The organism is Arthrobacter sp. H-02-3 (assembly GCF_003097355.1).
Classification (GTDB): domain Bacteria; phylum Actinomycetota; class Actinomycetes; order Actinomycetales; family Micrococcaceae; genus Arthrobacter; species Arthrobacter humicola.
Window position 1 is genome coordinate 70690 of record NZ_PYUI01000004.1, and the last position, 18320, is coordinate 89009.

Below are 18320 nucleotides of genomic sequence, written 5' to 3' on the forward strand. Positions count from 1 at the left end.
TGTGTCCCCTTTCGTGTGAGCGCGAAGACGACGACGGCGCCCCCACCCATAAGGTGAGAGGCGCCGTCGTCTGTTTCTCGCGGTTCTGGAGGAGTCGCTAGACCTTCCGGGACAGGATGGCCTGCTTGACCTCGGCGATGGCCTGAGTCACCTGGATGCCGCGCGGGCACGCTTCGGTGCAGTTGAAGGTGGTGCGGCAGCGCCACACGCCTTCCTTGTCGTTGAGGATCTCCAGGCGCATGTCGCCGGCGTCATCGCGGGAATCGAAGATGAAGCGGTGTGCGTTGACGATGGCCGCCGGGCCGAAGTACTGGCCGTCGGTCCAGAACACCGGGCAGGACGAGGTGCACGCGGCGCACAGGATGCACTTGGTGGTGTCGTCGAACCGCTCGCGGTCCTCGGCGGACTGCAGGCGTTCCTTGGTGGGCTCGTGGCCGCGGTTGATCAGGAAGGGCATGACCTCGCGGAAGGACTGGAAGAAGGGCTCCATGTCCACGATCAGGTCCTTCTCCACCGGCAGGCCCTTGATCGGCTCGACCGTGATGGGCTTGGACGTGTCCAGGTCCTTCAGCAGGGTCTTGCATGCCAGGCGGTTGCGGCCGTTGATGCGCATGGCATCGGAGCCGCAGACGCCGTGGGCGCAGGAGCGGCGGAAGGAGACGCTGCCGTCCATCTCCCACTTGATCTTGTGCAAGGCGTCCAGCACGCGGTCCGTGCCGTACATGGTGACCTTGAAGTCATCCCACGTGGCGTCCTCGGAGACCTCGGGGTTGTAGCGGCGCACGCGCAGCGTGACGTCGAAAGACGGGATTTCCCCGCCCCCGCCGACGCCGGCGGGCAGTTCGATCTTGGATGCTGGCTCAGCGAGTTCAGCGCTCATCTTAGTACTTCCTCACCATCGGCTCGTAGCGCGTAAAGACCACCGGTTTGGTGGCAAGCCGGATGCCGGCAACCGCCTCGGCAGAACCATCCGCCGGAGCATGCTCATCCTTGTACGCCATGGAGTGCTTCATGAATTTTTCGTCGTCGCGCTCGGGGAAGTCCTCACGGAAGTGTCCGCCGCGGGACTCCTCGCGGTGCAGGGCCGCCACGGTCATGACTTTGGCAAGCTCCAGCAGGAAGCCCAGTTCCACGGCCTCGAGCAGGTCCAGGTTGAAGCGCTTGCCCTTGTCCTGGACGCTGATGCGCTGGTACCGCTCCTCGAAGGACGCGATGTCCTTCAGGACCTGGTTCAGGGTATCGGCGGTGCGGAACACCTGCATGTTGGCATCCATGGTGTCCTGCAGTTCCTTGCGGATCGCAGCGACTTTCTCGGTGCCGTTTGAGGTGCGGACGTGGTCCAGCAGGTTCAGCGTGTACGCCTCCGGATCGGCCGGGAGCTCCACGAAGTCCGCGGTCTTGGCGTATTCGGCGGCGGCGATGCCGGCGCGCTTGCCGAACACGTTGATGTCCAGCAGCGAGTTGGTGCCCAGGCGGTTGGAGCCGTGGACGGAGACGCAGGCGACCTCGCCGGCGGCGTAGAGGCCCGGAACCACGGTGTCGTTGTCCTGGAGGACCTCGGCGCTGATGTTCGTGGGGATGCCGCCCATGGCGTAGTGCGCCGTCGGGAACACCGGAACCGGCTCCGTGTACGGCTCAACACCCAGGTAGGTGCGGGCGAACTCGGTGATGTCCGGCAGCTTGGCGTCGATGTGCGCGGGCTCAAGGTGCGTCAGGTCCAACAGGACGTAGTCCTTGTTCGGGCCGCAGCCGCGTCCCTCGCGGACTTCGTTGGCCATGGAACGGGCCACGATGTCGCGCGGGGCGAGGTCCTTGATGGTGGGCGCGTAACGCTCCATGAAACGTTCGCCCTCGGAGTTGCGCAGGATGGCGCCTTCGCCGCGGGCGGCCTCGGAGAGCAGGATGCCCAGCCCGGCAAGGCCTGTCGGGTGGAACTGGAAGAACTCCATGTCCTCCAGCGGGATGCCCCGGCGGAACGCGATGCCCATGCCGTCACCGGTGAGGGTGTGGGCGTTGGACGTGGTCTTGAAGACCTTGCCGGCGCCGCCGGAGGCGAACACCACGGACTTGGCCTGGAAGACGTGCAGTTCGCCGGACGCGAGGTCGTAGGACACGACGCCGGCAACGCGCTTCTGCTTGTACGGGGTGCCGTCCTCGCGGACCGCGTCTTCCTCGACGGTCAGCAGGTCCAGCACGTAGTACTCGTTGTAGAACTCAACGTTGTGCTTGACGCAGTTTTGGTACAGGGTCTGCAGGATCATGTGGCCGGTGCGGTCCGCGGCGTAGCAGGCGCGGCGGACCGGTGCCTTGCCGTGGTCGCGGGTGTGGCCGCCAAAACGGCGCTGGTCAATGCGGCCCTCGGGCGTGCGGTTGAACGGCAGGCCCATCTTCTCCAGGTCCAGGACGGCGTCGATCGCTTCCTTCGCCATGACCTCGGCGGCGTCCTGATCAACCAGGTAGTCGCCGCCCTTGATCGTGTCGAAGGTGTGCCACTCCCAGTTGTCTTCCTCGACGTTGGCCAGGGCCGCACACATGCCGCCCTGCGCCGCGCCGGTGTGGGACCGCGTGGGGTAGAGCTTGGTCAATACTGCTGTTCGGGCGCGCTGACCTGATTCGATCGCCGCGCGCATCCCGGCGCCACCGGCACCGACGATCACGACGTCGTACTTATGGACCTGCATACCAGACGCTCTTTCTCTCAAAATTCGCTATAACCTACCGGCAGGTTCGCGCCTGTCCGGTGAAGTCTCGTGCAATCTGCGCCTGCGCTCGGCAGGCAAGATCAGTTGCCGTGACGGACCGTCCCTGCCCGCGGGGGCAGCGATCCGCGGCGGCTCCGCTGTTACGGCTGAGCCGTGGCGGCTGCGCCCCTAAGGTGCGGGGCAGAATCCGCCGGGAAGCTGGACGCCGTGGACCACGGGGCACGGGTCGAACGTGAAGATGACCAGGGTGCCCAGGATGATGATGACGGTGGTGGCCGCGTAGAGCACGATCTTCAGCCAGAGACGCGTGGCGTCCCTCTCGGCGTAGTCATTGATGATCGTGCGGACGCCGTTGGTGCCGTGCAGCATGGCGAGCCACAGCATGGCCAGGTCCCAGAACTGCCAGAACGGGTCGGCCCACTTGCCGGCCACAAAGCCGAAGTCGATCGCGTGGATGCCCTCGCCGACCAGCAGGTTGACGGTCAGGTGACCGAAGATCAGCACCACCAGCACGACGCCGGAGAGCCGCATGAAAAGCCACGCGAGCATCTCGAAGTTGCCCTTGGACCCGCCGCTGCGGCGGTACTTGGGCTGGATCTTTCCGCTGCGCGGACTCTGAATGGTTGCAGTCATGGCTTAGTGACCTCCAAGGGCGAGGGACAGGTGGCGGATCGCGAAGCCGGCCATGACAACGACCCAGAGGCCCAGGACCGTCCAGAGCATCTGACGCTGGTACTTGGCACCCTTCTTCCAGAAGTCGACGGCGATGATCCGCAGGCCGTTGAAGGCGTGGAACACGATCGCTGCGACAAGGCCCGTTTCACCCAGGGCCATGAGGGGGTTCTTGTAGGCGCCAATCACGGCGGTGTAGGCCTCGGGGGACACACGCACCAATGAGGTGTCCAGCACGTGGACCAACAAGAAGAAGAAAATCACTACACCGGTAATGCGGTGTCCAACCCAGGACCACATGCCTTCACGGCCGCGGTACAAGGTGCCAGCTGGTTTTGTCGGCACTGAATAAACCTCCCTGCAACACAGCGGCGCTGGCATGGGATCCACGCGGGGGGAACGCCTGCTGCGAGAGCACTCGTAAGCTCAAGCCTAAATCTAGGCTTCGCTCACAGCTTATTCAATTTAGGGACAGGTTGTTGACAAGCCCCGGCGCGGTTTTTCGTCTCTTTTGAGACGAACGCCACATTCGGGTGCGGCTGGGGCCGTGACAGCGGCCCCGACTGCGGGGGCCGCGGGGGCGGGATTCCTTCCCGTTCGGGGGTGATGTGGCCGCCGTCGGCTAAAGTAGCGGTGATGACTACAGACAAAGTGACAAGCCAGGATTCACCGCTGGACCGTTTTATTGCGGTCATTCCGGCGGGCGGGGTGGGGACCCGTCTTTGGCCCCTGTCACGGGCAGCGGCCCCCAAGTTCCTCCATGACCTGACCGGTTCGGGCAGCACTTTGCTGCGCGCAACCTATGACCGCCTCCAGCCCGTCGCCGGCAAGCACGTGCTGGTGGTGACCGGTGCCGCCCACCGGGCCGCCGTCTGCCGCCAGCTGCCTGAGGTCCTGGAAGCCGACCTCGTCCTGGAAAGCGAGCCCAAGGACTCCGGCGCGGCCATCGGCCTCGCCGCGGCCATCCTCCATGAGCGGGATCCGGACACCATCATGGGCTCGTTCGCCGCGGACCAGGTCATCAGCCCGGACGCGCTCTTCCAGGATGCCGTCCGCGAGGCCGTCTACACCGCGGCTGCGGGGAAGATCGTCACCATCGGCATCAAGCCCACCCACCCGTCCACCGGATTCGGCTACATCCGCTCCGGCGCGAACCTCAACATCCCCGACGCCCCCAGCGCGCAGTCCGTGGTGGAGTTCGTAGAGAAGCCCAGCGAGGAAGTGGCCCAGCAGTACGTTGACAGCGGCGAATACGTCTGGAACGCCGGAATGTTCGTTGCGCCGGTCTCGCTGATGCTCAAGCACCTCGAAGCCAACCAGCCCGAGCTCTTCGCCGGACTGCAGGAAATCGCCAAGGCCTGGGACACCCCGGAGCGCGACGCCGTCACGGCCCGGGTCTGGCCCACCCTGCCCAAGATCGCCATTGACTATGCCGTCGCCGAACCGGCCGCGGCCGCGGGCGACGTCGCCGTGGTGCCCGGAACGTTCCGCTGGGACGACGTCGGGGACTTTGCCTCCGTGGGCCGGCTCAACAGCGCCAAGGAAGTCGACGAAGTCACGGTGCTGGGTGAAGGCGCACGCGTTTTCACCGAGAACGCCAGCGGTGTGGTGGTCTCCGATACCAAGCGGGTGATCGCCCTCATCGGCATCAAGGACGTCGTGATCGTGGACACCCCGGACGCCCTGCTGGTGACCACGAAGGAACACTCGCAGCGGGTCAAGCAGGCAGTGGACGCCATCAAGGCCAAGGGCGACACCGACGTCCTGTAGGCGTGCGGGCGGCTTTTCGGCCATCCCGCGTTCAGCAAACCGTAACGCGCCGTACGCGATGCCGCTATTCGTTGTCGGCTGGATAGAGTTGTTCCGTGCGCAACTACTCTACTGAAGCTGAGCCCACGACTCTCGTGGGGCCGTGGCTGGAGCCCCTCCTGCCGGAGCTGATCGCTTTCCGCCGCGACCTCCATGCGCACCCTGAGCTGTCGTTCAAGGAATTCCGCACCACCGACAAGCTCGCGAAGCGGCTCGAGGAAGCCGGGCTCAAGCCCCGGCGCCTTGAGGGAACCGGCCTGACGGTCGACGTCGGGCAGGGACCCATCGCCACGGCGCTGCGCGGTGACATTGACGCCCTGCCGATCATCGAGGAAACGGGCCTTGAGTTCGCGTCGAAGAACCACGGCGTGACCCACGCCTGCGGCCACGACGTCCACACCACCACCATGCTCGGCATCGCCCTGGTCCTGCAGCGCATGCATGAGCAGTCCCCGCTGCGCGGCACCGTCCGGATCATCTTCCAGCCTGCCGAGGAGACGATGCCCGGCGGCGCCACCTCGTGCATCGAACAGGGTGTACTCGAGGGCGTGCCGCGCATTCTTGCGCTGCACTGCGATCCCCGGATCGAGGTCGGCAAGATCGGCACCCGGATCGGGGCCATCACCTCCGCGTCGGACACCATCAAGATTGAACTCTCCGGCCGCGGCGGACACACCTCGCGCCCGCACCTGACCGAGGAACTGGTGTTCGCCCTCGCGCAGATCGCGGTCAACGTTCCCGCCGTCCTGTCCCGCCGCGTCGATGTCCGCAGCGGCGTATCGGTAGTCTGGGGACAGATCTCGGCAGGCTCGGCCCCGAACGCCATCCCCGGCAGCGGCTACATGGCCGGCACCATGCGGTGCCTGGACCGTGACGCCTGGCACGATGCGGGTGAGCTGCTCGACGAGGTCGTCCGGCAGATCGCCGAGCCGTACGGCGTCGACGTCCACCTTGAGCACACCCGCGGCGTGCCGCCGGTGGTCAACTCCGAGCACGAGACCGCGCTGATCGAGGCCGCCGCCCGCGCCGAAATCGGCGAGGGCGCCGTCGTCCTGACCCCGCAGTCCATGGGCGGGGAGGACTTTGCCTGGTTCCTGGCCGAGACCCCCGGCGCCATGATGCGCCTCGGCACCAAGACCCCCGGCGGGGAAGAGTACGACCTCCACCGCGGCGACTACATTCTCGATGAGCGGGCCCTAGGCCTCGGCATCCAGGTGCTCACGGCGGCGGCCCTGCGCACCATCCGCGACCTCTAACCCCGCCCCGCTCGGTCCGGACCTCCGCGGTGCCCGCCGTGCGGGGGTTTCCCCACCTTTGGCGGCACGACGCCGGGACGCGCCGGGTGTTCGGGCCGACACGGCGTCGGCGCCCGGCGAACATGGGGAAATTCGGCGACGCCGGCATTGGCATCGATGGTCCCATCGCTGATCGGCGGCACGGTTGGAGTCTCCACAATTCAGTTGTGCACAATTGAATTGTGTACAACTGAATTGTGGGGTAGGGTAAAGCTATGACCACGCCAGAAGGGGCCCGCCCGCACGGGTCCGAAGCTCTCCGCCTGAATCGGCAGGTGTGCTTTGCCATGTACTCGGCCTCCCGTGCGGCCACGGCCGCCTACCGGCCCATGCTGGAGGAGCTCGGCCTGACCTACCCGCAGTACCTCGCCATGCTGGTGCTGTGGGAAGCGGAGCCGCGCAGCGTCCGTGAACTGGGGGAGGAGCTCGGGCTCGACTCCGGGACGCTCTCGCCGCTGCTCAAGCGGCTCGAAGCCCTCGGCCTCGTCCAGCGCCGCCGGTCCGCCGAAGACGAGCGCCGCGTGGAGATCTTCCTGACCGACGCCGGGGCTGCGCTAAGCGCCAAAGCCAGTGGCATCCCGCAACGGCTCGCCGACGCCGCCGGCCTCACGCCTGCCGAACTCGACCAGCTGCGCGAAACCCTGGGCCGGCTGGCCAGTGCACTCCAGGCCTCCCACTGAGATCACCCCGGCAGACGCGTCCGACGTCGAAATCGCCGGTGGCGTGCCGTCTCGCCGGAAGTCCACGGCGACTCCGCTGGCTTCCGGCGAGTTCCCCGTTGGAGCCCTTTTGTCTCAACCACTTTGTCCCGCCGACAGAACGGAAACCCCATGAAACCCCTTTACACAGCCGAGGCCCTGGCCTCCGGCGAAGGCCGCGACGGCACCGCCGTCAGCAAGGACGGCAAACTCAACGTGGCCCTGGCCAGCCCGGTCGAACTCGGCGGCAGCGGCGAGGGCACCAATCCCGAGCAGCTCTTCGCCGCCGGTTACGCGGCCTGCTTCCACTCGGCGCTGCGCCTCGTCGGCCGCCAGCAGAAAGCAGACCTGACCGATTCCGCCGTCGCCGCGAGGATCCACCTCGGCGCCCTCGACGGCGGCACCGGCTACGGCATCGCCGCCGAACTCGAGATCGCCCTGCCCGCCGTGGACCGGGAAACCGCTGAGGCCCTCGTGGCCAAGGCCCACGAGGTCTGCCCCTATTCCAACGCCACCCGCGGCAACATCACTGTCGACATCAAAATCCTGGAGGTAGCTGCATGAGCACCCACACCGAAACTCCCACCCTTCCCGTCACCACCCGCGAGATCCAGCTGGCGTCCCGTCCGCACGGCCGTCCGGTCCCGGCGAACTTCCGCCTCGCCGAGTCGCCGCTGCCCGAACTGCAGGACGGCCAGGTCCTGGTCCGCAACCTCTACATCTCGGTGGACCCGTACATGCGCGGCCGCATGAACGACGTCAAGTCCTACTCCGCGCCGTTCGCCCTGGATGCCGCCCTCGACGGCGGCGCAGTCGGTGAAATCATCGCGTCCCGGGCCGAAGGGCGCGCCGTCGGCGATACCGTCGTGCACAGCCTCGGCTGGCGCGAATACGCCGTCCTCGACGCCGCGGCCACCACCCCGGCGCGCACGGACCTGGCCCCCGCCTCCGCGTTCCTCGGCGCCCTCGGCATGACCGGCCTGACGGCCTACGCGGGTCTGCTGAAGGTCGCCGAATTCAAACCCGGCGAGGTCGTGTTCGTCTCGGGCGCGGCAGGTGCGGTCGGCTCCCTCGTCGGGCAGATCGCCAAGGCCATGGGTGCGTCCCGCGTGATCGGCAGCGCCGGCTCGCCGGAAAAGGTGGCACGGCTCCTGGAACTCGGCTTCGACGCCGCGTTCAACTACCACGACGGCCCTGTGGCCGAGCAGCTCGCCGCCGCCGCGGGGGAGCGCGGGATTGACGTCTACTTCGACAACGTCGGCGGCGAGCACCTTGAAGCGGCGCTGTCCGCGCTCACCGTCGGCGGCCGGGTGGCCATGTGCGGCGCCATTTCGCAGTACAACTCCACCGAGCCGACTCCGGCGCCGCGGAACCTCATGCAGGCGATCGGCAAGCAGCTGACGCTCAAGGGCTTCCTCGTCAGCGGCTACTGGCAGCACATGGCCGAGTTTGTCGAAGCCATGTCCGGCTGGCTGGCCGACGGAACCGTCCGCTACGACGAGACGGTGGTGGACGGCCTGGAGAACGCACCGCAGGCGTTCATGGACCTGCTGGACGGCGCCAACACCGGCAAGATGCTCGTCCGGCTGTAGTCCGGCGTCGGCGCGCCACCAAAACAGGCAGCCGCCGCTGTACTCCGTCGCCTCCGGCACCGGTCCCCGCGGGGAACGGTGCCGGAGGCGTCTGCGCGCAGGGGCCGGTAGGAAGATTCGGGCTACTACTAGGTAACAAGTTCTCAACAATCTGGGTAATTGCTGTGAAGTCTGCTACGTGCACGTGTCGCAGGACACTAAAGTAACTTCATCAGTGCGCCTCGGCGCAGTGCTGCGAATCCATCAGTGACAAACAGAGTTCAGCGGAACACCGCGGACAGACACTCATTGAGCTCCGTCGTAGCGCCTACTCTTTCTTCCTGGAGGAAAATTGAAGAACTCCCTGCGTGCCACCCTCAAGCGCGGATCAATGGCCGGGGTCGCCACCGCGGGCGCGGCTGCACTCCTGTTGACCGGCTGCGGAGCTGCCCCGGAGGCCAGCACCGCCACCCAGACTGCCAGCAACTACAAGGGCTGCATCGTGTCCGACTCGGGTGGATTCGACGACCAGTCGTTCAACCAGTCTTCCTACGAGGGCCTGAAGAAGACCGAGAAGGATCTCGGCATCCAGACGAACCAGGCCGAGTCCAAGACCAACAACGACTTTGAGCCGAACCTGCGCGCCATGGTCGCCGCCGGCTGCAACCTGACCATCACGGTCGGCTTCCTCCTCGGTGACGCCACGAAGGCCCAGGCCACCGCGAACCCGGACAAGCACTTCGCCATCATCGACTTCGGCTACGACACCCCGATCACCAACGTCAAGCCGATCATCTACGACACCGCCCAGGCCGCGTTCCTGGCCGGCTACCTCGCGGCAGGCACCACCAAGACGGGAACGGTCGCCACGTTCGGCGGCATCAAGATCCCCACGGTCACCATCTTCATGGACGGCTTCGCCGACGGCGTGAAGTACTACAACGACCAGAAGGGCAAGGACGTCAAGCTCCTGGGCTGGGACAAGGCCAAGCAGGACGGCTCCTTCACCGGTGACTTCGAAAAGCAGGACAAGGGCAAGCAGTTCACCCAGAACTTCCTGGACCAGGGCGCCGACATCGTCATGCCCGTCGCCGGTCCGGTCGGCAAGGGTGCAGGTGCGGCCCTGAAGGAAGCCAAGGCAGCAGGCAAGGACGTCAAGCTCATCTGGGTTGACTCCGACGGCTTCCTCACGGCACCGGATTACAAGGACATCATGCTCTCCTCCGTCATGAAGCTGATGGGCGAGGCTGTCGAGACGGTCGTCAAGCAGGACAAGGACGGCCGGTTCACCAACGCGCCGTACGTCGGCACCCTCGCGAACGACGGCGTCCAGCTGGCTCCGTTCCACGACATGGACTCCCAGGTTCCGGCGGACCTGAAGTCCGAGCTGGACCAGATCAAGAAGGACATCGCCTCCGGCAAGCTGAAGGTCGAATCCGCAGCAAGCCCGAAGTCTTAACTTCTTCCGCTGAGCGCCACGGCCCGTCCGGTCACCACCGCACGGGCTGTGGCGCTTTTCGCTTCGCGGCCCGCTGCGCCTGCGACCGCAGGCACTAAGCTGGTGCTGCGGCCCCCACTTCGCGTCCGGACCAAGCCTTCCGGACACTTCGAGATTGGTCAGAGTTTTGAAACTTGAACTCAAGGGGATTACCAAACGCTTCGGCTCCCTGGTAGCCAACGATCACATTGATGTGGTTGTTGAACCCGGGCAGATTCACTGTCTGCTCGGCGAGAACGGCGCTGGCAAGTCCACGCTGATGAATGTCCTTTACGGACTGTACGAGCCCACAGAGGGCGAAATCCTGATCGACGACAAACCGGTCACCTTCCGCGGCCCCGGCGACGCCATGGCTGCCGGCATCGGCATGGTTCACCAGCACTTCATGCTGGTCCCCGTCTTTACCGTCGCGGAAAACGTCGCCCTGGGAGCAGAAACCACCAAGACCGGCGGATTCCTGGACCTTGACGACACCCGCCGGAAGATCCGGGAGATCTCGGACCGGTACGGCTTCGACGTCGACCCCGATGCACTGATTGAAGACCTGCCCGTGGGCGTGCAGCAGCGGGTGGAGATCATCAAGGCACTGGTCCGGGACGCCAAGGTGCTCATCCTCGATGAGCCCACGGCCGTCCTGACCCCGCAGGACACCGACGAGCTGTTGGACATCATGCGCCAGCTCAAGAGCCACGGCACGTCCATCGTCTTCATTTCGCACAAGCTCCGTGAGGTCAAAGCCGTTTCGGACACCATCACCGTGATCCGGCGCGGCAAAGTAGTAGGCACGGCCGATCCCGACGCTTCCACCACCGAGCTGGCCTCCATGATGGTCGGCCGCGCCGTCAGCCTCACCCTGGACAAGGCTCCCGCCAAGCCGCAGGAGACCACCTTTGAGGTCAAAGACCTCACCGTGATCGCCCCCAGCGGCCAGCATGTCGTGGACGGCATCAGCTTCGGGATCGCCCGCGGCGAGATCCTCGCCATCGCGGGCGTCCAGGGCAACGGCCAGACTGAGCTGACCGAGGCCGTCCTCGGCCTCCACAGCAGGGTCCACGGCTCGATCGTGCTCGACGGCGAAGAACTCGTGGGTCGCAGCGTCAAAGAGGTCCTGAACGCCGGGGTCGGGTTCGTCCCGGAGGACCGCTCCCTCGACGGGCTGATCGGCACGTTCTCCATCGCCGAGAACCTGATCCTCGACCGGTACGACCAAGCACCGTTCGCCAAGGGCATCAGCATGAGCCCGGCCAAGGTCCTGGAGAACGCCAAGACCCGGATCGAAGAATTCGACGTCCGCACCCCGTCCGGCTCGCTCGCCGCAGGCACCCTGTCCGGCGGCAACCAGCAGAAGGTTGTCATGGCGCGGGAACTCTCCCGGCCGCTGCGGCTCTTCATCGCCTCCCAGCCCACCCGAGGCGTGGACGTGGGATCCATCGAGTTCCTGCACAAACGCATCGTCGCGGAGCGGGACAACGGCACGCCCGTCATGATCGTCTCCACCGAACTGGACGAAGTGATTGAACTCGCCGACCGGATCGCCGTGCTGTACAAGGGCAAGCTGGTCGGGATCGTCCCGGCCGGCACCGGGCGCGACGTCCTGGGCCTGATGATGGCCGGGGTATCCGCGGAAGAGGCCCTGACCGACGCCGCAGGCAAACACCCGGCGCCTGCACCGGCGCCGGAATCTGCCGAAAACCCAGCCGACACCCCAGCAACGTACCCGGCGCCCGCCGCCCCGTCCGTGCAGGAGCCCAGCTCCGGCGCCGTAGGAGACCACCATGACTGAGAACACCGAGCCGCGGCACTCCGCCGCGACGGACCCGGACCCGATTCCGGCTGACCAGGCCACGGCGCCGGAACTCGAGCCGCTTGAGGACGACGAGGCCTTTGTCACCTCGCTGGACACCGCCGGCGGTGCCATGCAGCCATCGGCGGTTCCGGTTTCGACCCAGAGCGGCCACCTGGGCGCCCCGGAGGAATCCGAGTCGGTGCTGCGGAAGATCTTCACCGGCAACGGCATGGTGACCATCCTGGCGGTGCTGCTCGCACTGATCCTCGGCGGCCTGCTCATCGCCCTGACAGACAAAGTGGTCGGCACCACGGCCGGCTACCTCTTCGCACGTCCCAGTGACTTCCTCACCGCCGTCTGGTCCGCCGCCACGAGCTCCTACGTCGCCCTGTTCCAGGGTGCGGTGTTCAACCCGCACGGGACCGGGGTGGCCGGACAGTTCGCCCCGCTCATGGAGACCCTGACGATCGCCACCCCGCTGATCACCGCGGGCCTTGGCGTCGCGCTGGCCTTCCGCGCGGGTCTGTTCAACATCGGTGCCCAGGGCCAGATCATCATGGCCGGCATCCTCGCCTCGTGGGTGGGCTTCGCTCTGCACCTGCCCGTGGGGCTGCACCTGCTGCTCGTCCTCGTGGCCGGCGTCGTCGGGGGCGCCGTCTGGGGCGGCATTGTGGGCGTGCTCAAGGCCCGCACAGGTGCCCACGAGGTCATCGTGACCATCATGTTCAACTACATCGCCCTGTATCTCCTGCGCTACCTGCTCGACACGGACCTGTTCCAGCGTCCGGGGGAGTCCACCCCGATTTCCCCGATTCTGGACCCCAGCGCCGTGTACCCGCTGCTCTTCGGCAGCCAGTACCGGCTGCACGTGGGCTTCCTGCTGGCCATCGCGGCCACGGTGTTCGTCTGGTGGCTGCTGAACCGCTCCACGATCGGTTTCGAGTTCCGTGCCGTCGGGGCCAACCCCAAGGCAGCCCTGACTGCCGGCATCAATGTCCCCCGGGCCACGATCCTGGTGATGACCATTGCCGGCGGCCTGGCTGGCCTGGCCGGCGTCGCACAGGTGGCCGGCACCGAAAAGGTCCTCACCGACGGTGTCGCGGCAACATATGGCTTTGACGCGATCACTGTGGCCCTGCTGGGGCGTTCCTCACCGTGGGGCACCTTTGCCGCAGGCCTCCTGTTCGGGGCCTTCCGTGCCGGCGCCGTGCAGATGCAGATCCAGACCGGAACCCCGATCGACATCGTGCTCGTGGTCCAATCGCTCATTGTGCTGTTCATCGCGGCGCCGCCCCTGGTCCGGGCGATCTTCGGACTCAACCCGCGCAAGAAGAAGACAGCAACCGCCGGCGCATCCAAGCAGGCAGCAACCACCGGAGGTGCCGCATGAGCACAACAGCAACCTCGCCCGTAAAACCGCAGCCGGAGGAAAGCCACACACCGGCGCAGTCCGCCAAGCCCGTGACCTGGAAACTGCCGGTCACGCTCGCCGTGCTCGCCGTCGTCGCCTTCATCTTCTTTGGCCTGCTGGGCCCGCAAGGGACCGCCAAGTTCGGGGTATCCTCCGGCGGGGACTTCTTCCAACTGCCCGCCATCGAGGTACCCGCGTTCCTGTCCGGGATGGTGCTCTCCGTGATCCTGCTGGGCCTCGCCGGCTACGCCCTGGTCCTGAAGGCGAACCGGAACCAGCGGCCCCCGCGCTGGCTGCCGGTCGTCTTCACAGTGGTGTTCGTGGTCGCCTTCCTGATCTGGGTGGTGGGCGGCGCCCGGACCCCCAGCATCTCGCTGGCAGGCCTCATCGCCGGGTCTGTGACGCTCGCCGTGCCGATCGTCTTCGGTTCCCTGTCCGGCGTGCTGTGCGAACGCGCCGGCGTCGTGAACATCGCCATCGAAGGGCAGTTGCTGGGCGGCGCCTTCACGGCCGCGCTCGTGGCCAGCCTGACCCACAACCCCTACGCGGGCCTGCTGGCGGCGGCCGTGGCAGGCGCCCTCGTCTCTATGGTCCTGGCCCTGTTCAGCATCAAGTACGTGGTCAACCAGATCATTGTCGGCGTCGTGCTCAACGTCCTGGTCTCCGGGCTCACCGGCTTCCTGTTCAGCACCGTGATGCAGTCCGATCCGGAGAAGTACAATTCGCCCGGCCGGCTGCCCATCATCGATATCCCGGTCCTGTCCAGCATCCCCGTCATCGGGCCCATCCTGTTCAAGCAGTCCGTGGTGGGCTATCTGATGTACGTGGCCGTCATCGTGATCTGGATCGCGCTATTCAAGACCAAGTGGGGCCTGCGCGTCCGTGCCGTCGGCGAACACCCGCAGGCGGCCGACACCCTGGGCATCAAGGTCAACGCGACCCGCTTCTGGAACGTCACCCTTGGCGGCGCCGTGGCCGGAATCGGCGGATCGTTCTTCACCCTCGTGGCGATCGACAGCTTCACCAAGGAAATCTCCGGAGGCCGCGGCTTCATCGCCCTCGCCGCCATGATCCTGGGCCGCTGGAATCCGATCGGGGCGTTCTTCGCCGCGCTGCTGTTCGGCTTCGCCGACAACCTGCAGAGCATCGTGACGATCATCGGCACCCCCGTGCCGAGCCAGTTCATGGCCATGCTGCCGTACCTCGTGACCGTGTTTGCCGTGGCCGGACTCGTCGGCCGCTCCCGGCCGCCGGCCGCCGACGGCATCCCGTACGTCAAGGGCTGACCGTGGAGACTACCGAGGTTGACTGGGCCGCGCTCGAGGCCGCGGCAGTGTCCGCCATGCAGAACGCCTATGCGCCGTATTCGAAGTTCCCGGTGGGGGCCGCAGCCCTCACCGGGGACGGGCGGATCGTCAGCGGTTGCAACGTCGAAAACGCCAGCTACGGGCTGACACTGTGCGCCGAGTGCGCCCTGGTGGGCAACCTGCAGATGACCGGCGGGGGACTTCTCCGCGCCTTCTACTGCGTCGACGCCGGCGGCAACGTCCTTATGCCCTGCGGGCGCTGCCGCCAGCTGCTCTACGAATTCCGGGCTCCCGACATGGAGCTCATGACCACGCAGGGAATCAAGACTATGGACCAGGTCCTTCCCGATGCCTTTGGCCCCCAACACCTGGAGGAACCCCGGTGACCCAATCGACACAAACCACCAGCACCACTGAAGCGTTCGACGCCGTCGACATCATCCGCATTAAGCGGGACAAGGGCGTGCTCAGCCCGGCCCAGATCGACTGGACGATCGACGCGTACACGCGTGGCGCCATCGCCGACGAACAGATGGCCGCCCTGAACATGGCGATCCTGCTCAACGGCATGGACCGGGCCGAGATCTCCCGCTGGACCGCGGCCATGATCGCCTCCGGCGAGCGGATGGACTTCTCCAGCCTACGGCGGCCCGACGGCGGCGTGAAGGTGACGAGCGACAAGCATTCCACCGGCGGCGTGGGAGACAAGATCACCCTGCCGCTGGCGCCCCTGGTGGCGGTTTTCGGCGTGGCCGTACCGCAGCTCTCGGGCCGCGGCCTGGGCCACACCGGCGGCACCCTGGACAAGCTCGAAGCGATCCCGGGCTGGCGCGCGGACCTGAGCAATGAGGAAATGCTGGCCCAGCTTCAGGACGTCGGCGCGGTCATTTGCGCCGCCGGCGCGGGGCTGGCCCCGGCGGACAAGAAGCTCTACGCGCTCCGCGATGTCACCGGGACCGTGGAGGCCATCCCGCTGATTGCGTCCTCGATCATGAGCAAGAAGATCGCCGAAGGTACCGGCTCGCTGGTGCTCGACGTCAAGGTGGGCAGCGGGGCCTTCATGAAGGACGAGGCCCGTGCCCGCGAACTCGCCGAGACCATGGTGGCCCTGGGCAAGGACGCCGGCGTCAACACCGTTGCCCTGCTGACCAACATGAACACGCCCCTGGGCCTCACCGCGGGCAACGCGATTGAGGTCGAGGAATCCGTGGAGGTCCTGGCCGGCGGGGGCCCGGAAGACGTCGTCGAACTCACCGTCCGGCTCGCGGAGGAGATGCTGGCGTGCGCCGGCGTCCGCGACGCGGATCCGCGCGCGGCCCTGCGGGACGGCCGGGCCATGGACGTCTGGAACCGGATGATCGAGGCGCAGGGCGGCGACCCGCGCGCCAAGCTTCCGGTGGCCCGGGAATCCGAGGTCATCTACGCCCCGGCCGACGGCGTCCTGGTGGAGCTTGACGCGATGGCCGTCGGCGTCGCGGCCTGGCGTCTCGGCGCCGGACGGGCCCGCAAGGAGGACAAGGTCCAGGCCGGAGCCGGGGTGCGGATGCACGCCAAGCCGGGCGCCACGGTCCGGGCCGGCGAACCGCTCATGACCCTTCTGACGGACACCCCGGAGAAGTTCGAGCGGGCCAAGGAGGCGCTCGAACACGCCGCCGTGATCGCACCGGAGGGCTCCCGGCCCGCCCAGAAGCTCATCATCGACCGCATCGCTTAACCCCCGCCGCCCACCCTCCGTTGCCCTATCACTTATGGTCCCCAAACCCCGGGTTTAGCCGCCATAAGGGATAGGGCAAGTGGCGGCGGGGACCGCCGGCGGTACACTGACTCCACATCAGGATCTTTCAGGCCCCGCCGTGCGTTAGGAAGCTGTGCAGGCAATCAACGACTTCATCCTCGCCGCCGCAGGGCAGCCCTGGGTTCTCGTCCTTGTTTTTGCCTGCTGCGTGATCGACGGATTCTTCCCGCCGATCCCGAGCGAATCGGTGGTGGTGGGCCTGGCCGCCGTCGCCGCCACCGCGAATGTTCCCAACCCGGTCCTCCTGATCCTCACCGCCGCCGCCGGGGCCTGGGTTGGCGACAACCTCGCTTACCTGATCGGCCGCAGAACCGGGACACGGCGGTGGGCCTGGCAGCGCGGTGCGAGGACGCAGGGGGCCTTTGCCTGGGCCGGACGGGAACTGCGGAAACGGCCCGCGTCGCTGATCCTCGTGGCACGCTTCGTCCCGATCGGGCGTGTGGCCGTCAACCTGACCGCCGGGGCCACGCACTACCCGAGGCCCAGATTCATGATCTTGACCGTGCTGTCGGCAGTCCTCTGGGCCGGCTATTCGGTCGGAATCGGACTGTTCGTCGGCCCGTGGTTTGAGAAAAACCACGTACTGGGTGCGGCCATCGCGATCATCTGCGCGATCGTCCTGGGTGTCGCCGTGGACTTCACCATCAGCAGGCTGCGTGGCCGCACTCCGGAGGAGTCCACGCCGTCCATTCCGCCGGTTGAATCCTAAGTGAACCGGACAGGCTGCCCCCGTTGTTCCTACCCCCACAACAACGTGAACTGCAGACGCGACCCGTCCCGGACGCCGGATCATCGCCCGCACCAGCGGCCCCGTCCTCGTCCTTGTCACCGGACGCCCGACCGTAGCGGACCGCGCCCCGCCCGTGGGACACTTAGGAGCGATTTGCATCACGTTTGTTTGCTGCAGTTCGTTGCAGGTTCCACCCACACGCCCATCGCATGTTCGTCACGGCTTAGTTGTCCGTTCCTCATCATCAAGGAGCACCGCCCGCATGGAGTTCATTAACCAGGCCGTGCTCCATGCTGCCGGCCAGTGGTGGATCTACCCGCTGCTGCTGGTTTTCTTTTTCGTGGACGGCTTCGCGATGGTGGTCCCCAGTGAGACCCTCATCGTTGCTCTTGCGGCGTATTCCCTGCACAGCGGCCAGCCCAACCTCTGGCTCCTCGCCCTCACGGCGTTGATCGGAGCCATGGCCGGCGACAACATGGCCTACATGCTCGGGCGGAAGATCGGTCTTGAGCGGTTCCGCTGGATGCGCAAGCCGAAAGTCCAGAAGGTCTTCGCCTGGGCACACTACGAGCTCGAGAAACGCGGCGCCGTCCTGATCTTCACGGCCCGGTACATCCCCTGGGGCCGTGTGGCCGTCAACTACGTGTCGGGCACGACGTCGTTTCCGCACCGCAGATTTTTCTTCCTGGACGCCATCGCGTGCGTCACGTGGGTCGGCTACTCGATCGGCATCGGCGTGTTGGCCAGTTCCTTCCCGTGGCTGCACCACAACCCGCTGCTCAGCGCGGGGATTGCGGTGGTGTTCGCGATCGTGCTCGGCGTCCTCATCGACCACCTGCTGCGCTGGTGGCACAAGCGCCTTGGACGCAACGACACCCGGTCCGCCCCGGCCGGCGCCGTGTCCGGCGACCAGTCCGTTCCGGGGACCGCGCCCCAGGACCCCGCTGCCCAGGAGTCCGCTGCCCAGGGGCACGGCACGATGCTGGCCGGGCCGGCCACTGAGGCCGGAGCTTCCAGAAAGTAGCATCCCGCGCCCTGCGACCCTA

The 18320-nt window shown here is 66.5% G+C and carries 17 protein-coding genes; 13 read left to right on the plus strand and 4 right to left on the minus strand.

Going from position 1 to position 18320, the window contains the following annotated elements:
• Nucleotides 1-97: 97 nt before the first annotated feature.
• The 4 genes from C9424_RS05870 to sdhC form a co-directional block, all read right to left on the minus strand.
• A complete protein-coding gene (locus C9424_RS05870) occupies nucleotides 98-880 on the minus strand; it encodes a succinate dehydrogenase iron-sulfur subunit (RefSeq protein WP_026537821.1) in 783 nt (260 codons plus the stop codon).
• Nucleotide 881: 1 nt separating this feature from the next.
• Entirely contained in the window at nucleotides 882-2681 is a 1800-nt protein-coding gene (sdhA, locus tag C9424_RS05875; protein WP_116765975.1) for a succinate dehydrogenase flavoprotein subunit, read from the minus strand.
• 189 nt (nucleotides 2682-2870) lie between these two features.
• Nucleotides 2871-3335, minus strand: coding sequence for a succinate dehydrogenase hydrophobic membrane anchor subunit (locus tag C9424_RS05880; protein WP_091250877.1), 465 nt, complete (start codon nucleotides 3333-3335; stop codon nucleotides 2871-2873).
• A 3-nt stretch (nucleotides 3336-3338) separates the two neighbouring features.
• A complete protein-coding gene (gene sdhC / locus C9424_RS05885) occupies nucleotides 3339-3719 on the minus strand; it encodes a succinate dehydrogenase, cytochrome b556 subunit (RefSeq protein ID WP_091250876.1) in 381 nt (126 codons plus the stop codon).
• Nucleotides 3720-4010: 291 nt separating this feature from the next.
• Between sdhC and C9424_RS05890 the strand changes: the two genes are divergently transcribed.
• From C9424_RS05890 to C9424_RS05950, 13 genes are all read left to right on the plus strand, one after another.
• Nucleotides 4011-5144: a mannose-1-phosphate guanylyltransferase gene (locus C9424_RS05890; protein ID WP_116765976.1), complete on the plus strand. Its 1134-nt coding sequence runs from the start codon at nucleotides 4011-4013 to the stop codon at nucleotides 5142-5144.
• 95 nt (nucleotides 5145-5239) lie between these two features.
• The gene (locus tag C9424_RS05895; protein WP_116765977.1) at nucleotides 5240-6439 is read left to right on the plus strand and encodes an amidohydrolase; all 1200 of its coding nucleotides are present in this window, start codon (nucleotides 5240-5242) and stop codon (nucleotides 6437-6439) included.
• A gap of 254 nt (nucleotides 6440-6693) precedes the next feature.
• Nucleotides 6694-7158, plus strand: a complete 465-nt coding sequence (locus C9424_RS05900) for a MarR family winged helix-turn-helix transcriptional regulator (RefSeq protein ID WP_116765978.1) — start codon at nucleotides 6694-6696, stop codon at nucleotides 7156-7158.
• 150 nt (nucleotides 7159-7308) lie between these two features.
• The gene (locus tag C9424_RS05905) at nucleotides 7309-7740 is read left to right on the plus strand and encodes an organic hydroperoxide resistance protein (RefSeq protein WP_116765979.1); all 432 of its coding nucleotides are present in this window, start codon (nucleotides 7309-7311) and stop codon (nucleotides 7738-7740) included.
• Nucleotides 7737-8768 carry an NADP-dependent oxidoreductase gene (locus C9424_RS05910; RefSeq protein ID WP_116765980.1) on the plus strand — a complete coding sequence of 344 codons (1032 nt, stop codon included), beginning with the start codon at nucleotides 7737-7739 and terminating at the stop codon, nucleotides 8766-8768. The genes C9424_RS05905 and C9424_RS05910 overlap by 4 nt, the downstream gene beginning before the upstream one ends.
• Before the next feature lie 331 nt (nucleotides 8769-9099).
• Complete coding sequence (locus C9424_RS05915) at nucleotides 9100-10206, plus strand: BMP family lipoprotein (protein WP_442862014.1); 1107 nt, start codon at nucleotides 9100-9102, stop codon at nucleotides 10204-10206.
• Between the two features lie 166 nt (nucleotides 10207-10372).
• The gene (locus C9424_RS05920) at nucleotides 10373-12028 is read left to right on the plus strand and encodes an ABC transporter ATP-binding protein (RefSeq protein WP_116765981.1); all 1656 of its coding nucleotides are present in this window, start codon (nucleotides 10373-10375) and stop codon (nucleotides 12026-12028) included.
• The gene (locus C9424_RS05925) at nucleotides 12021-13421 is read left to right on the plus strand and encodes an ABC transporter permease (RefSeq protein WP_116765982.1); all 1401 of its coding nucleotides are present in this window, start codon (nucleotides 12021-12023) and stop codon (nucleotides 13419-13421) included. The genes C9424_RS05920 and C9424_RS05925 overlap by 8 nt, the downstream gene beginning before the upstream one ends.
• Entirely contained in the window at nucleotides 13418-14728 is a 1311-nt protein-coding gene (locus tag C9424_RS05930) for an ABC transporter permease (protein WP_116765983.1), read from the plus strand. The genes C9424_RS05925 and C9424_RS05930 overlap by 4 nt, the downstream gene beginning before the upstream one ends.
• Before the next feature lie 2 nt (nucleotides 14729-14730).
• Complete coding sequence (locus tag C9424_RS05935; RefSeq protein WP_091250852.1) at nucleotides 14731-15135, plus strand: cytidine deaminase; 405 nt, start codon at nucleotides 14731-14733, stop codon at nucleotides 15133-15135.
• Nucleotides 15132-16463, plus strand: coding sequence for a thymidine phosphorylase (locus C9424_RS05940; protein ID WP_116765984.1), 1332 nt, complete (start codon nucleotides 15132-15134; stop codon nucleotides 16461-16463). Before C9424_RS05935 ends, C9424_RS05940 begins: the two co-directional genes overlap by 4 nt.
• Before the next feature lie 154 nt (nucleotides 16464-16617).
• Nucleotides 16618-17253 carry a DedA family protein gene (locus C9424_RS05945; protein ID WP_116765985.1) on the plus strand — a complete coding sequence of 212 codons (636 nt, stop codon included), beginning with the start codon at nucleotides 16618-16620 and terminating at the stop codon, nucleotides 17251-17253.
• 283 nt (nucleotides 17254-17536) lie between these two features.
• A complete protein-coding gene (locus C9424_RS05950) occupies nucleotides 17537-18298 on the plus strand; it encodes a DedA family protein (RefSeq protein WP_237563318.1) in 762 nt (253 codons plus the stop codon).
• Nucleotides 18299-18320 lie beyond the last annotated feature (22 nt).